The sequence below is a fragment of the Chitinophaga agri genome (assembly GCF_010093065.1).
In the GTDB taxonomy this organism is placed as follows: domain Bacteria; phylum Bacteroidota; class Bacteroidia; order Chitinophagales; family Chitinophagaceae; genus Chitinophaga; species Chitinophaga agri.
Genome location: NZ_CP048113.1, coordinates 2,273,463 through 2,290,116 on the forward strand (window position 1 = coordinate 2,273,463; position 16,654 = coordinate 2,290,116).

The window sequence follows — 16,654 nt, forward strand, 5'->3', positions numbered from 1 at the left end:
TAAGGACTGCGAACGGGATGCAGATACCAATGCGATTTCAGGCCCAAAGCCACTCCTATACAGGGTTTTCCGTTATAGATCCCATATTTCCGGCAGCGATTGAGCATGTGATCAAAGCCGGGTGCCGGACGAAACTGAGGTGATACAGTCAGCTGCCTGCCCGGAACCAGCGGTAGCCATATGCTTCCAGTGTAATGGTATGCCTGCCTTTATCATCTTCTATACTCTCAATATTACTGAGCAGATCGATCAGCCGGCGGGTACCGGCCTTCTTCGCTGAAAACACCAATTCCTGTGGATTGTCGCTGAAGTTATGCCAGATGAATAAACGGCGGCCATTCCACTCGTAGCGCATCCCCAGTATATGATCAAAGCCGGTATCCTCTATTGCCCACGTCCCCTTGCCTATCTCCGGGCATTCCCTTCTCAGTCTGATCATGGCTGTCATCCAGTTAAGCATCGAGCCCGGGTCCCTTCGCTGGGCTTCCACATTAATATGTGTATAGGAGTAATAGCCATCATCGATAACCGGGTGGATCAGTTTGTCCGCCTTCGAGAAGCCGGCCTGGTAATCGCCGGACCACTGCATAGGCGTCCTGACACTATTCCTGTCATCCAGTGCGAGGTTGTCCCCCATTCCCAGTTCATCACCATATCTCAGTACCGGTGTGCCTGGCAAAGAGAACATCAGACTGTATGCCAGTTCATTCTGCTGGCGGCTGCCCAGCATAGGGCCCAGTCTCCGGCGGATCCCCCGGAAATATAACTGCATATTCTCATCGGGTGCAAAACGGCTGAACACTTCATTTCTTTGCGCTTCAGTTAGTCTGCCGAGGTCCAGCTCATCATGGTTGCGAAGAAAGTGTGCCCATTGTGGTACGGCGGATTGCAGCCTTGTTTGTTCGAGCGCTTTTATCAGTGGTTTCGTATCGGTGGTCGCGAGTGCATAGAACAAGTACTGATTGACAAAGAAGTTAAACATCAGGTGGATGCCGTCATTCTGTTCTCCGAAATAATTCATCGTTTCCCTGGGTAATACATTGGCTTCTCCGAGTAATACCGCATCTCCTTTTCGCCATTGCAGGAAGCGACGCATTTCTTTCAGATAATCGTAGTTCATTTTACTCTTCTTCTTTCCGGGTGCAGGTGACTCGAGTACAAACGGTACTGCATCTACCCGAAAACCAGCTACGCCCATCTGCAGCCAGTAGCCCATGATGCGGAAGATCTCTTCCCTCACCTGTGGATTGTCTGTATTGAGATCCGGCTCGAACTCATGGAACCGGTGAAAGTAATAGGTACGGCTTTGCTTATCCAGTGTCCAGGTAGCACGCTGCACACCGGGGAATACCATGCCCTCATTCCAGTCGGACGGCTTTTTGTCCGACCATACATACCAGTCCCGTTTGGGACTATCTTTTGAAGAGCGGGCTTCCTTAAACCAGGGATGAAGGTCAGAAGTATGATTTACTACAAGGTCGATGATCACCTTAATACCCAGTTGGTTCGCTCTGTGCATAAAATCCACAAAATCGCCACTGGAACCATGCCGGGGGTCAACACCGTAATAGTCCTGGATATCATACCCGTTGTCCTTATTGGGAGTAGGCTGGAACGGGGCCAGCCATACCGTGTCAATGCCCATCGCGTGCAGATAGTCCAGGCGGTCGCACAATCCTGCGAAATCGCCGATGCCGTCGTTATTGCCATCCATAAATGTTTCCAGGTCGAGGCTATAGATAACGGAGTTTTTATACCAGAGATCTTCCATCATTATTCAGGGTTTGGGCTACAAGAGAACAAAAGCAATGCCTGAAGCGCCGGCACTACGGACGGGCCAGGCCCCAGGGAGAGAAAATCACAAACAATGCTACCATTCCCAGTAGCAGCAGCGCCGTATATACATGCCGGCGTTTCCAGGGTTGCAGGTCCACCACATTGTTCCATTGCTGTACGAAAGGTTCCTTCCGGGGATAAAATGCAGCTACTATTATCATCAGGATAACTGTCAGGACAAACAGTACAGCCAGTACATGCAGGAAGTGCAGACCAGTATCCACAAGTAACTGGGATACTGAGTAGGTAACAATAAAGAACGTAAGGCCAATTTTAGCCGCAATAGCGGGCATTCGCTTGTGCAGGAGGCCCATGATAAGGATCGTGAAAATCGGGACGCTAAAAAGGCCGCTAACCATCTGAATATAGGTATACAGTCCCTGTTGGGCAAAAACGATAAAAGGGGCGATGGTCATTGCCAGCAAACAAACCAGCAGTTCGAAACGCCTGCTGACCCTTACCAGCTGCCGCTCACTGATCTCTTCCTGCCGCCATGCCTTGAATGGTTTGTAGAGATTGAGTACAAAGAGCGTACTGGTACTGTTCAGCCCCGCATTAAAGGTGGTCAGGGCGGCGCCAAAGGTAATGGCAGCTATAAAACCTGTCAGTACCGGCGAGGATACATCACTCACTATTTTAGGAAAAACTTCCGCTGTATTGGTCATTGACGGATAAAGCAGTACTGCGATCAACCCGGGTATATTGAGCAGCAACGGAGAAATGATCTTTCCCACACACGCCACTGCAATTCCCTTCTGACTTTCTGCCAGACTCCGCGAAGCCAGGGCCTGCTGTACGATATACTGTTCTGTGCCCCAGTAGTAAAGGTTCACCAGGAACATCCCGGTAAAGATGGTCGGAAAAGGCACGGCATCATGCGGACCGCCAATCGCATTGAAATGATCTCTCCGGGCAGCCAGCAGCATATCCATCCCGGTACCGGCGGAACCATGTCCCAGGTACTTCAGGGCGGCATATGGCAGTAAGATCCCTCCGGCAAACATGCCTATTCCCAGCACGGTATCCGAAATAGCCACTGCTTTTAATCCACCCAGTACGGTGTACAGGCATCCGATGAGCCCAATGAGCCATACCAGTATCCAGATCGTAGCCCAGTAGTCCAGGTGCAGGGCGTCAGATACGCGAAACAGGCCATTAAATGAAATCGCCCCACTGTACAATACAGAGGGTAGCATGTTCACAATATAACTGACAAGGAAAATAACAGATACAAAACGTTTGGTACCGGTGTCGTACCGCTCCTCCAGGAAATCGGGTGTAGTGGAGATCCCGCTGCGCAGATAGACTGGCATGATAAACTCAGAGACCAGCAGCATGGCAAGGATGGAAGACATCCCCCATGCCATCACACTCATGTTATTAGTATACACCAGTTCATTCTCTCCGATAAACTGTACCGCACTGATATTGGTAAAGAAAAGAGCGCCACCGACCACCAGGAATCCCAGGTTACGGTTAGCGAAGAAAAGGCCGGATGCTGTCTGCAGGTTCTCCCTCCTGGTTTTATACCAGGAGATCAGTGCAACCAGGAGGGTCACCAGCAGAAAACTCAATAACGCACCGACATTCATATATCATCAAAGGGAATTACGTCTGATCAGCTTTGTAGGCAGCACCTCCTGCAACGGCTCCCGGCTTACGACCGCCCGGGCCGCCCGTTTACCCATCTCACTGAAGCTAACGGAATACGTAGTAATACCATTACCGACCAGCTCTTTCACCGGCTCGTCGTTGTGGGAAAGGATGCCGATATCCCTGCCCGGCTGTATATTCTTTGCGTTGCAGTCTCTCAACAGGTTCCAGAGCTCCGCATTCTCGTTCACGTAATATACAACTCCTTTCTGTACTGAACCGGGTTCATACTCCCGCTGCACCTCTCCTTTGATATTGTATTCTTTTGTAAAATGCTCAAATGACCTGACAATTTCAGGCGGAAACAGGGAATCCGGATTATGGAAGAAGACCATCCGGTCATATTTCGCGATCACGTCGGCCAGCTGCTCAAAGACAGCATAAGAGGACTTCTCAAACTCCTGCACCACATAGTGAAAGTCTCCCTCCAGCGGCTCATACCGGTCAAACATCAGCAGTTTCTGACGAGGGATGGTATTCAGGAGCTCCCGGGTACGGGGATGATGGATCGGAGAGATCACATACATACCGTAATGCCTGTTCTTCACCATTGAGAAGACGGTCTCAAATACTTCTATGTTACCATGATGGAAGAATACGTCCAGGTGTACATCCGGACCCAGTTCATTTCTGAAGCTGCGATAAAACTGTTCCTGGAAGGTGTCTATGGTATACATCAGCAGCGCTATCTTTAGCGACTGCCGCGTATTATCATCTGAAACAAAATAGCCTAGCCTGTTCTTGGACTCAATAAGACCGCGGTTCTGTAGTTCACGATAGCCCTTGATCACCGTCTCCCGGGCATAGCCCAGTCCGGAGATCATGGCATTCACAGAAGGCAGCGGATCACCTACAGAGATGATCTTCTCATTGATCGCATTCACAATACCCTCCACAAACCGCTCATGCTTGGAGTAAGAAGGGATCTCGTCCAGCTCCTGTATCTTTTCCAAAATTGTCTTCATTCCTGCATCATATTTGTGTTAATCCGACAAAGGAGGTTACTCTGCAGCTTCCAGTTCCAGTATACGGCTATGCAATTTAGTAGAAGTAAACAAATCCAGCCCTATTTTCATCAGGTAATCTCCGGAATATACTTTTCCATTGAATGCCTCATCCGGTTGTGCACCCGGCATCAGGTTGATTTCCTTCACCCGGTATTTAGCAGCAGGATCCAGTCCCTGGCATTTTACTGCCACCAGGTTCTCCGAGAACAACGGGAATACGTCATAGGCATATACGATGGCCTGTTTCCTGGATTCACTTACATACATCATGGCAGTGTGGTTACCATCATATGGTGATACCAAACGGTACTGGTCGCCATTATAGTTAACATCCTTCAGGCGCTCGTAGTTGGCCACTGCCGACTTACAGAATGCCTGCTCTTCCGGACGCATGCCCTTTACATTGATATCAAAACCCAGTTTACCCTGCATGGCCACATCAACGCGGAACTTAATATTCGCATCATGGTTCCAGCTGGTCACGTGTGCTGCGATCGCCTTGGACGGGAAGAACTGAGAATAGCCCCACTGGATGAACAGGCGCTGTACCGGGTCGGTGTTATCACTTGGCCAGAACTCGGTGAAATAACGCAGACCTTCATAGTCGGTACGTCCGCCACCGCCGGAGCAAAGCATCATCGGCAGATTGGGATACTTTTCCTTAATACGGTCCAGTACCTTGTACAAACCACGCACATAATCTACATACAGGTTATTCTGGCGATCTTTCAGATACGGAGAATATATATTGGTGATCGGACTGTTACAATCCCATTTCAGATAAGCCAGCTGTGGGTTTTCTGTCATCAGGTGATCTATCACACCGAAAACATGCTCCTGTACCGCCGGATTGCTCAGGTCCAGTACCAACTGATTACGGAAATAATAACGCTCCCGGTTAGGCAGCAGGATCACCCAGTCAGGATGTTTCTCAAACAGCTCGCTCTTCTGACTGACCATTTCCGGCTCTATCCAGATACCGAACTTCACGCCTGCATCCTTCGCACCTTTTACCAGGGCTGGCACACCATTCGGCAGTTTGGCAGTGGTAGGCTGCCAGTCACCCAGTCCCTGTGTATCACTGTGACGGGGATATTTGTTAGCAAACCATCCGTCATCGAGCAGGAACATATCTACTCCCAGGTCTTTCGCTTCTGTAAAGAGGTCATGGAGCTTCTGCTCATTGAAATCAAAACCGGTCGCTTCCCAGTTGTTCAGCAGGGTCAGACGATCGCCCTTACCATCTTTCAACTGATAATTACGCGCCCATCTGTGCAGGTCGCGGCTACCTTTACCTGTGCCCTGTCCACTTAATGTAAAGATGAAAGACGGTGTCTTGAATACTTTACCCGGGTCGAGTGTATAATCGGATGCATATGGATTGATACCTGATACTACCCGCAGGTTATTTTCATTATCTACTTCGAATGTAAAACGGAAATTACCTGTCCATGCCAGGGTACCCATCAGCACTTCTCCCTCGTTCTCACGCGGTGCCCCACCGAGGCCCACTGTGAAGAAAGGAGATACATGCATGTTCGCACGGGCGCCCAGCTTGGTATCCACTACCTTCTTGCCGAAGCTCAGTGGCACCGTGCTCATATTGACCTCTTTCGCCCAGTCGCCGCTGAATTCAGTCAGGAAGTACTGATTGCGTTTCCAGTATAACATGGAAGAAGCGTACTGGCTGATGTTCACCGGTTTCTTTTCGGTGTGACTGATCTCTGTCCAGGACTCGATAATGTTGTCTTTGGCGAAAGTGCGGTAATACAGTTTTACCTGTACCGGGTATAACACATCTTTCAGGATGATGGTTGTTTCTGTCACATCATCGGATACCTTTTTTGCGGTATGTGATACATACTGTAACACAGTGGCCTGGTTACCATCATTATGACGGATGCCGAATGCCGGTTCGAAATAGGTCTCAGTGCCCGACACCGGATAGGCTTCCCAGGCCTGTCCGTCACTGCGGGACTTCATTTTAGCTGTCAGGAGACTGTAGTCATCCGGCACAGCGAGACGGGGCCCGAGATAGAGTTGATACAGACGACCGTTTTGTGCTGTCTGCAATACGAGTTCCGTTTCTCTTGTGGCGATGTGGATTGTTTCCGACTTGGCTGCCAGGGTTATAACAGCCAGGAAAAACAAAATGGACAATAGCTTCTTGCTCATGGATACAATTTATTTACCAGCCCGGCGGCTGTTGATTTTCAAAAAAAGAACGTCTTTAGCCGGAATATGAAAGGTCTGCCCTGCATTCACATCGGTGTGCGACCAGAGGTCACGTACACGGTACTGTTTTGCAGGATCAAGGCCCAGTCTTTCTAATGGCAGCTGTATACTGCGTGGATCTTCGGTATAGTTGAAAATGGCATACCAGGTATTACCTTTGGCATCGGTCAGCACGAACTGGTCTTCTGATCTTTCACCAGTACCTTCTACCGGACGGAAGCTGCGGCCCATAGCGGCGGCATTTACTTCTGCATTGGTTAAAAACTGTTTTGCTTTTCTTTTTCCTTCCTCACTGCCACCCTTACTGAAATCATCACCAGTGATGAACAGTCCTGTAATAACAGCCGAGGTAACGCGGGCACGGTTCTCTCCTTCTGATGCCTGCTGCAGCACAACGTGGTCGGCATCATTGAACTGATAGATATGATTGATCCACCAGCCGTAAGATACTGCGTTCAATGTATATTCTGTATCCTTAATTTTATTCCATGCATCACAGGCAATACGGCGGGACTGTGCATACTGCGCAGGGAAGATAGGCGCGATAGACAGGTTAATATACATATCGCCGAAATATTTATCCAGCAGTTGCATACCATAGTTATAAGCGGCTATCCCTGATCTCACTTCCGGTTTGTACCACTTGTCGGCATTGATCGCGCCATGCGCCATAAAATCCACCTTCACATACTCGAAACCACAGCGGTGAAAGAGCTCGGATACTTTTTTCATCCTGGCTTCTATCGCGGGATGGGTCGGGTCAATCGCATATGCACCGTCTATATCCTGTGGTTGTCCATTGGCATACAAGTATACATCTTTGAATGCATATTCCGGCGCTTCTTTGATATTAGCATCCGGACGTTTACCCCAGTCCGTAAAAGGCGTCCAGTAAATACCAGCTATCTGACCATTGGCTTTACAATGTTTGACAAAATCCTTCAGCTGCTCTTCCGTGAAGCTATCCCATCCTGAGTCCAGTCCGATCACTACCGCACCGTCTTTATTGGCGAAATGATCAGGCTGTAAATTGTCATGGAAGAAGTCAGATACTTCCAGTGCTTTCTGATAGTTAAGATTGAACTGCAATACACCCCAGCTGTTCCAGCCTATCGGCATAGGCTTCTTCCAGGGCCTGCGGGGTGCGATCTTCGCATTGGCAGCGCCATACGCATCCATACCATCACGCCAGTCTGCAAACACGCCCACCAGTACCTTTGGAGAGCGGATCGTTTGTCCTTCCTGTGCACCATGGGGCAACAGATCACGGGTCGTTTCATCCGCCACACCACCGTAGCAGGTGAGTGTATAGGCATTGCTATTATCGGCTTTATTCATCGTAACAGCCGACTTCCAGAAGTCATGCTCTACTGAACCGACCACTAATCCACGACGGGTAGTACCATCGAATACTGCGGTTACTTCATAGCTGGTCAGCGATGAGAAGTTCAGCGGGTGAGACTGAAAACGGATCCATTTATCATTATCAAAAGGAATGAACAACGCACGTTTTTCACCGGCGCCCAGTGCCGGGGTCAGATCGGTCAGGTTCACCGGCGCCATGTAGTTAGACGCAACATTCCCTGAGCGGGCCACCACAGTAAAATCAGTCAGCAAATAATCCTTACCTGTATACTGATAGAAAGATTGCACGAGTGTGGGCAATTGCTCATCAGTATAGGTCACCTGCACCAGTGCGCCCGTACCCGATACGTTGCGCATCTGCCTTACCGCCAGCGCATTGCTGGCGTAGTCCTTTGTAGTGATCAGCTTTCCGTTCCACTTGTAGGAAGCGAACAGCTGAAGATCTACATTGCCGGCAGCATTTTGCAGGCGAACGGTCTTACTGGTTTTGTCGTAAATAATTTTCCATTCTACCGGTGTAGCTGCATGTATAACACCAGACAGTAGAAGCATGAACACCGCTAGTAGCAAACGCGGAGAGACCTGTAATAACTTTTTCATAATAATGATAAAAGCAGGCCGGTTGCTATGCGCAGCGGCCTGCTTCTTTTATAGATAAAAAATTAATTGTAGCCTGGATTCTGATCAGCCGGTGTGATGTCACCGTTGAGTTTCATTTCTGTATCCGGAATCGGGAATATGGTATTGAAGTCCTTAATGGTACCTGACAGTTTTGTCCATTTGTTACGTGCTTTTACGTATTCGACAAACTTACCGGTACGGATCAGGTCTATACGACGCCAGTCTTCTGCAAACAGTTCGCGCATACGCTCGTCCATGATAGCAGTACGGAACGCATCCTGCGACAGGGTCTTCCATTTTCTCTCATCCGGCAGCACACCACCCCAGGCACGCGTACGCACCTCATTGACTATATTGATCGCTTCAGGTGTACGACCCAGTTCATTCAGACACTCTGCATAAGACAGCTTTACATCTGCCAGGCGCAATACAGGGATATTCTTACCGGAGTTCCACATATTATTGATCTTGTTATCAGCGTGTTTGTCAGTACGGAAATCTTCATACTTCTTCACGTGTGGCAGCAGTTCATCAAAATCATTACCAAGATCTTCCCATCTGATAGGATCCAAGGTAGGTGTTTCACCGTAATAAGTGAAATCGTACCGGATACTTTCGAACCTGCGCTGGTCTCCCGGCTCCCAGATGCCACCACTGTCGACGGATGAATAGGCATACTGTGTAGGTACTACCTTATCATAACCGGAGTAGAAACAACCGTCTCCAAAGAAAGCCTGTACAGCGCGGGAACCTATCTGGAACTGTATTTTATTGTTATTCGGGTATACAGGACTGAACTGGAATTCCAGGATGGCTTCTGTTGTATTAGGCTTGGTATAATCCCACAGGTCTTTGTAAGGTACCAGGGAATAATCAGCCATCATTTTCTCGAAGCAGGCAGCTGCTTTTGCGAAATCACGCAGGCCGGTAGAAACAGGAGCTGACATATAGGCCTTGCCCAGCATGGCCCATGCAGCACCAGCGGTCGCACGACCGGCGTCATTGGTCTTCGGACAGTTATCCGCAGCGCGTTGCAGATCAGCAATAATAAATGTCCATACGTCTTTCAGCGGCTGACGGCGGAAGCCGAGTTCCCCTTCACGGCTCAGGTCGCGGATAGGAATCTCTCCCCAGTACATCGCGAGCTGAAAATCGAGAAAACCACGTACGAAAGAAGCTTCGCCGAGCAGCTTTGCTTCACGCGAACCTGGGGTTACATCGCCTGTACCCAGCCCTTTAATGATCTTTGCGCTTTCATTGACCATCGGCCAGCGGATGTTCCACTGATTAGCAATATGGTTCAGGTTTGAGTTCAGGTTACCATCATAACGGTCCAGCCCCCCCTTCTGCGCATCACTTTTCATCTGAAAAGCGCCCTGCTGGATCTCATCGGTACCCATCATCATGATCAGTCCCTGTTCATCTGTGCGGACTGCCTTCCAGTTGGCATAAATACCTTTGAGACTTGTTTCCACCAGATTTACATCAGAATATACCTGGCTCTCATCCAGCTTTGTGGTGCTCCGCTCATCCAGGAAGTTACTGCAGGAGGCAGAGAACATCGCTAATCCCGCTACGAAGCTGAGTTTTATAGTGCGTTTCATAATAATCTAACAATTGAAGTTTAAAAACCTACATTCAGACCAAATACATACATTTTTACCGGAGGATAACCGTAGTCGCCTGTTTCCGGATCCATACCCTTGTACTTGGTAATACAGAACAGGTTAGAACCAGTTGCATACACACGCAGGTTGTTCAGTTTCCACTGGCCCAGCATTTTCTCCGGCAGGTTGTAAGACAGTGTCAGTGCAGACAGACGCAGGAATGAAGCGTTCTGTATCGCATAGTCAAGGTCGGAAGGATTGTAACGGTTGTAACTGGTATTAGCGATCACACGCGGAATATTGGTATTGGTGTTCTGCGGCGTCCAGCGGTTCAGCAGGTCAACAGAAGCCATGCTCTCTCCTACGCTGTTGATCAGCGTTTCATAGTAGCTGCTGATCTTTTTAGCACCATAAGAGTAAGTGAAGTTCGCGTTCACGGCGAATGCCTTATAAGACAGGTTAGTAGAGAAACCACCGTAGAACTTAGGGTCCATTTTTGCTACGACAGTTCTGTCGTATTGATCTACCACCTTATCAGGTACGCCATTCGGACCGGAGATGTCTTTAGCGAACAGGTCGCCCGGATTAACGGTCTTACCGTTGTAGTTGATGCCTTCCCAGTCTTTCCTGTTGCTTTCCTGTGCAATACCACCCGATTCCAGTGTATAGATCGTATGCAGGGATCTGCCGAGGAATATGTTGTTATCGCGCTGAATAGCGTTTTCGTACAGGTTATAGATCACAGTAGCATCCCCATACAGTTTTGTTACCTTGTTCCTGTCAAAAGAGATGTTGCCACCGATGTTCCAGTTGAAATCTTTACTGCGGATCACATCACCATTTACAGAGAACTCAATACCCTTATTGTTCACACTACCGATATTTTCCCACTGTTGGTTGTAGCCTGTAGTGCTGGCCAGGGAACGTTTCAGTAACAGGTTATCGTTATTGATGTTAAAGAGGTCGGCAGTGATGTTCAGTCTTGATTTAAAGAAACTCATGTCAACACCCAGGTTGCTCTGTTTCTGTTTTTCCCAGGTGATATCCGGATTGCCACGAAGACCATCATTAGCGATCAGGGCATTGCCGTTGTCAATTTTGGAGCCATACAGTGTCTGGAACACGTAGTTGTTGATATCCTGGTTACCTACCACACCATACCCTACACGCAGCTTCAGATTACTGAACAGCGACTGGTCTTTCATAAAATCTTCCTTGATCACATCCCAGGCACCAGATACAGAAGGGAATACCCCCCAGCGGTTGCCGGCAGCAAAGCGGGAAGAACCATCGTAACGGGCAGTGGCAGTCAGGTGATATTTATCTTTGTAGCTGTAGGTAACGCGACCCAGGTAAGAAAGCAACGTGTATGCATAGAAATCAGAACCCAGTACGGATTTCTCAATGGCGGCCGCACCGCCTATGTCATTGTACCCAAGGTCATCACTCGCGAAGCGGTCACCCTGCGCTTTGGTGTAGTTAGACTGGCGTCTGCTGGCACTGGTTCCTACGAGTGCAGAGATGCGGTGATCATTGGCGATGGTAGTATTATAAGTGATGGTATTATCCCACTGCCAGTAAGTATCGCTCCATCTTTCATGTTTCGCACGCGCATCACCGTTATACTGACGGATCGCTTCCTGGATATTATGTGGCGTAAATTCAAACCAGTCCTGTGTACCATAATCCATGGAGTAGCTGGAGCGGATATCCAGACCTTTAACCGGCGTAATATCAATGTAGTTCGCACTGGTGATACGGTTACGGGAACGGTCACGTTGTACGTACAATGAGTTGAACGGGTTATAGTCATTATTATTCTGCTCACCGTGAGAACGGTAGTAGATAGTCAGGTAGTCGTAGGTATACCGGGTAGCAGGATCGCGGTATGGATCATAGTTCAACAGCGGATTCGCATTCAGAGCCTTGTTATACACGTCATCAGATGGCATGTTATCGATGGTACGGGTGAAGCCGGTGTTGGTACCTACTTTCAACCATTTTTTCACATTGTATTCCGCATTGAAACGACCGGTATATTTATTCTGTTTGGTAGTTTCTATCACACCTTTCGTACCGGCATAACCGAGGCTGAGATAGAATGTACCACGATCAGAACCACCAGAGAAACCAACCGCATGATTCTGCTGGAAGCCCTTGCTGGCAATCTGATCCAGCCAGTTATAGCTCTTGCGGCTGTTGTAGGTATCAAACTCCTGATTAGAGAAAGCGATGTTCGTTTTCATCAGGGTGTTGTCAATGTAATCCTGGCGGTTCGCATTCGGATTGTCTTTCAGGTAACCATTGGCATAGGCATCGGTACGCAGTGCGAACAGTTGCTCCGCATTCATGGTCTTAGGTATCCTGGTAAAGTCGGATACACCTGCCCAGCTATCATAGGTAACAAGGCCGTCTCCACCTCTGCGCTGGCCTTTCTTGGTAGTGATCACGATCACACCGTTAGCACCCCGGGACCCATACAGTGCAGTGGCAGAAGCGTCTTTCAGTACCTGTAAAGACGCTACGTCATTTACGTTTACCGCGTTGAAACCACCCTGGTTATTCTCCATGATCACACCATCTACCACGTAGATAGGAGAAGCCCCTGCATTGATGGTATTGATACCACGCACCCTGATGGTAGCATCATCACTTGGACGGGTTGGTGCGCTCACAAAAACACCAGCAGCCTGCCCCTGGAGGGCCTGATTGATGTTGGTAGCAGGACGTTCGAGTAATTTCTTCGAATCTACGTTAACAACCGCACCGGTCAGGTCCGATTTCTTCATACGGGCACCCACCACCACCACCTCATCTACGTTGGCAGTAGCCTGTGGCATCTTAACACTGATGGCAGCAGTGCCATTAAAGGGCACTGTCTGTGTTTCAAATCCTAAAAAGCTACATTCAATTGTACCATTGGTAGCATCTGTATTCAGTGTGAAGGCACCTTTAATGTCAGTAACAGTCCCGCTTTTAGTCCCTAAAAGTTTGACCGATACGCCGGGAAGCGGCTCCCCTTTGATGTCAGTAACAGTACCGGTAAGTTTGCCGCTCTGGGCAAAAACGGGCATCGCGCCGGTCAGCATGGCTATGAAAGACAATAGCATCCACAGCCTCTTCGAAGCATTTCTTGCATGCATAACGTGAAGCATAAAGTGTTTAGTAAAGATTCTTTTTAATGACAGGTATAATCGCTAATTGGCATTCTCATGAAACGTGAACGCTACATTTTGTGAACGTGAACTTTGCATTTCGATTTCAGTTTTCTTTTTCTGCATAACATTCCCACTCAGCATTAAACAGCTGATTATCAGTCCCACCCCTGGTCTGATACTTGGTTTGTTCTAGTCTGGTCTACCTAACAAATATAGGGTTAGTTTAGATATTTCAAAGTTTATTTTTTTGAATGGTATCTGTATGGGGACATCCTTTCTGCCTATCGTAACAATGGTTGGGAACTGCCTGGGCCATGTGGGTCAACGATCATAATCTACTGATATACAGCCTAAAATAGGTACCAATATTGGGCAAAACGGGTTCTGATCGGCTTACTTTCCAGGCACTTATACGTTACCTAAAGGGCACTTCAATATCCGGGGGATATTGAAGTGCCCTTTAGGTGACCTTGAGATGCCCTTTTGGTAACGATGTCGTAACGAGATCAGACACAGATCAGAACGCCGCCCGGATTTACAACGGACGGCCTTTCTCAGGTATCATATCATACTTTAATAGGTGTTCATATGCAGATTGACGGTTGTGGTGCTCCCATCCCCTGCCGTCGCCTGCGCATCGCAAAGTATAGCAGTGACGTTATAGAAACCACCGGAGACATACACCCGGGTTCCTTCAGCAATGGTCCAGACCCTGCGTCCGTCACCTACTTCCACGATGGCGCGTCCCTGTGGGATATGCTCGTCGTCAAACAACCCGGTGATATAAACGCCGGGCTTGATCTTCCCATCCTGTACGCCCAAATTCATGCGCACCCACATCAGGCCCAATACGGAAGCTGTCATCTCATACCGGTTGTAATAGTCGTTTTCATAGTCACCTGCACTTGGCAGGAAAGCAAGTGCATTCCCAATCCTGAGTGTCTTGTCTTCCAGCTGACAGGGCGCCTCCGCACTACCTACTTCAACCGGTGCCGTTTCCATCGAATAGATACAACCTCCTTCCGTGATCACATCGACCTTGTATACTCCGGACTCAAATCCTGAGGCAAAAGGGATCTCCGGATTCACCGATGCTGATCTGAATTCATTGGGGCCCGTCCATATGCATTTGTATATGTTGCTGACGCCAGCGACAGTAAACTTCAATGTATCACCCACCATCACCGGACTGTTTGTTGTAACGATCACTTTGTCCTTTCCTTCGCAGTCAGGTTCTTCCTTGATACAGGAGGTCAAAGTGATAACTATGAGGGTAAGATATAGGAATAGGGTATTCTTAAGCATGGGCAACTGTTATTTAACTGAAGCAATTCTTCCTCCGAATACGAGTCCCCAGGTCAGGCGAAAGTACAGCTGATCATTTATTGCGGGCATACGCAGTCCCGGGTTCATCCCCGCCTCTGCACCGATCTTCAGACCGAAGTTCCTTCTGTAGCAACTGATCACCTGCGCGCCTATTCTTGCGCCCACCTTCCTCAGTGGCGTACCATCGAGATTAATACGCTGCGGGATACTTTCGTGTACCTGGGTCCAGTTATCCCGCACATCATGCCAGTAGACCATATCCTGTAAACTTAGTTGATGTGCATACAAGATATCGAAATACAGGTCGCTCTGTGCAGACTCCCGTCTGCGTCCATGATAATCCGGATCATTAAGCTTGATCTTCATATCCCAGAATGTGCTCCAGCCCACGCCGAGTGTAATAATGCCGGACTGTAGCATCGCAGATGAAGTTGGCAGGTTGCTGAATTGCTCCGGATACTCAGCCCCGGGATATTGATAGCCAGGGGTCGTCGTCTGGTACGGAATACCACCATTGACGCTATATTCCTGGATCCTGTTATCAATAATATATCCCATTCTGGCAGTCAGTGCACGCATGACCTTTCCTTGCACGCGACCTGTCTCTATCGTACCCATTGAGTTCCTGCCCATCGTCAGGTGATAGGCTCCTTCCCTCATAAACCGCAGTACAGGCACTTTCACCTGCAGATCCAGCCGGGTGGCCTTTTTATATTTAAGCGGTATACCATAGCTCTGCCAGTCGGATGGTTTTGTTGCGCCATTCTCACCACTCAGATTATCTACGTAAGCAAAGTTGTACTGGGCAGAGATCCCCACGTCACTTCTGTATGTGTAATACGCACCGATACCGGCCATAAAATTCAAGTTGGTCTTATTCAGATCCACCGTTAGTGGCGTAAGTACAATACCCACCATTCCTGAGTTCTGCGGTGTATTTCTCAGCTTCACATAGTACACAGTATCTCTGTATTCAGGGTAAAGATCCTGCTGCGGGTCTTCATGCTTCTCTTCCGCCGTTTCAGGTGTACCTGTACGGGCTGTTTTGGCTGCCATCCCCTCCTTAGCGGAAGTATCCTGCGCTGGTGCTTTGTAGTATTGGGCATTGTAGATGTTGAAAGATTCCCGCAGGTGTCCTTCTGCCCGTTTGCTATGATACCATTTCAGGCCAATACCAGAAAACATCATCGTACCGCCTATTCCCATCCGGATCCACATGGGCGCCGACTTCTCTGTTTTGGCAGCGGCGACTACGCCACTGAAGAAGATGAACGAACCTCCTACGAGGCCGGTCACCAGCTGATAGTTACCCCGCCTGCGCTGCTGGTTCATGAGGTCCAGCTGCTCACTGGCAAGTGGCGCTTTCGTATAGTAGCGGCGGAGTATATTTCCATGTCTGTCAACAGGTACCGGACGGGCATCATTGATCCTGACACCGGGTATATACACGATCTGAGTGCCGTATTTCTGCGAGTAATATTCCCTTTGAGCAAAAGTGAGTTCCAGTTTGGTCGTATTAGCAGGCTTTTTAAACAGGGGAACTTTCTTCCTGGTCGTATCCGACTGGGAGAAAGCTAAAACGGGTATACCCATACATAGCAGCATGAGCAGCGTTTTGCGAACATTCATAGGTAAGGCGACAGTTTGATATAGGCATTATTGAACAGGGCAAAAGTATAACTATTATGATATACATTACAAAAGATCAGTTATAAACCAGGTACTTACCTCCCACAGGCGGTAAAAATGAAAAAGCTGCCCACCGGAAGTGGACAGCCATTCACTCATTTTCTTCAGGATCTCATCTTCCCTGCGGCGAACCTGGCAGACTATCAAACACGGCTCT

9 protein-coding genes are annotated in these 16,654 nt (G+C 48.6%); all 9 read right to left on the bottom strand.

Annotation, left to right across the window (positions count from 1 at the left end; translation table 11 throughout):
* Positions 1–148 precede the first annotated feature (148 nt).
* Positions 149–1,774, bottom strand: a complete 1,626-nt coding sequence (locus tag GWR21_RS08735; RefSeq protein WP_162331366.1) for an alpha-amylase family protein — start codon at positions 1,772–1,774, stop codon at positions 149–151.
* Positions 1,775–1,826: 52 nt separating this feature from the next.
* On the bottom strand, positions 1,827–3,428 hold the full coding sequence (locus GWR21_RS08740) for a solute:sodium symporter family transporter (protein WP_162331367.1): 1,602 nt from the start codon (positions 3,426–3,428) through the stop codon (positions 1,827–1,829).
* Between the two features lie 6 nt (positions 3,429–3,434).
* Entirely contained in the window at positions 3,435–4,454 is a 1,020-nt protein-coding gene (locus GWR21_RS08745; protein WP_162331368.1) for a GntR family transcriptional regulator, read from the bottom strand.
* Between the two features lie 36 nt (positions 4,455–4,490).
* Positions 4,491–6,671, bottom strand: a complete 2,181-nt coding sequence (locus tag GWR21_RS08750; RefSeq protein WP_162331369.1) for an alpha-galactosidase — start codon at positions 6,669–6,671, stop codon at positions 4,491–4,493.
* Positions 6,672–6,680: 9 nt separating this feature from the next.
* Positions 6,681–8,696 carry an alpha-galactosidase gene (locus GWR21_RS08755; RefSeq protein WP_162331370.1) on the bottom strand — a complete coding sequence of 672 codons (2,016 nt, stop codon included), beginning with the start codon at positions 8,694–8,696 and terminating at the stop codon, positions 6,681–6,683.
* A gap of 62 nt (positions 8,697–8,758) precedes the next feature.
* On the bottom strand, positions 8,759–10,321 hold the full coding sequence (locus GWR21_RS08760) for a RagB/SusD family nutrient uptake outer membrane protein (RefSeq protein ID WP_162331371.1): 1,563 nt from the start codon (positions 10,319–10,321) through the stop codon (positions 8,759–8,761).
* 20 nt (positions 10,322–10,341) lie between these two features.
* On the bottom strand, positions 10,342–13,467 hold the full coding sequence (locus tag GWR21_RS08765) for a SusC/RagA family TonB-linked outer membrane protein (RefSeq protein ID WP_162331372.1): 3,126 nt from the start codon (positions 13,465–13,467) through the stop codon (positions 10,342–10,344).
* 588 nt (positions 13,468–14,055) lie between these two features.
* Positions 14,056–14,787 (bottom strand): hypothetical protein, encoded by a 732-nt coding sequence (locus tag GWR21_RS08770; RefSeq protein ID WP_162331373.1) that lies wholly within the window; start codon positions 14,785–14,787, stop codon positions 14,056–14,058.
* A 9-nt stretch (positions 14,788–14,796) separates the two neighbouring features.
* Positions 14,797–16,437, bottom strand: a complete 1,641-nt coding sequence (locus tag GWR21_RS08775) for a hypothetical protein (RefSeq protein WP_162331374.1) — start codon at positions 16,435–16,437, stop codon at positions 14,797–14,799.
* Positions 16,438–16,654 lie beyond the last annotated feature (217 nt).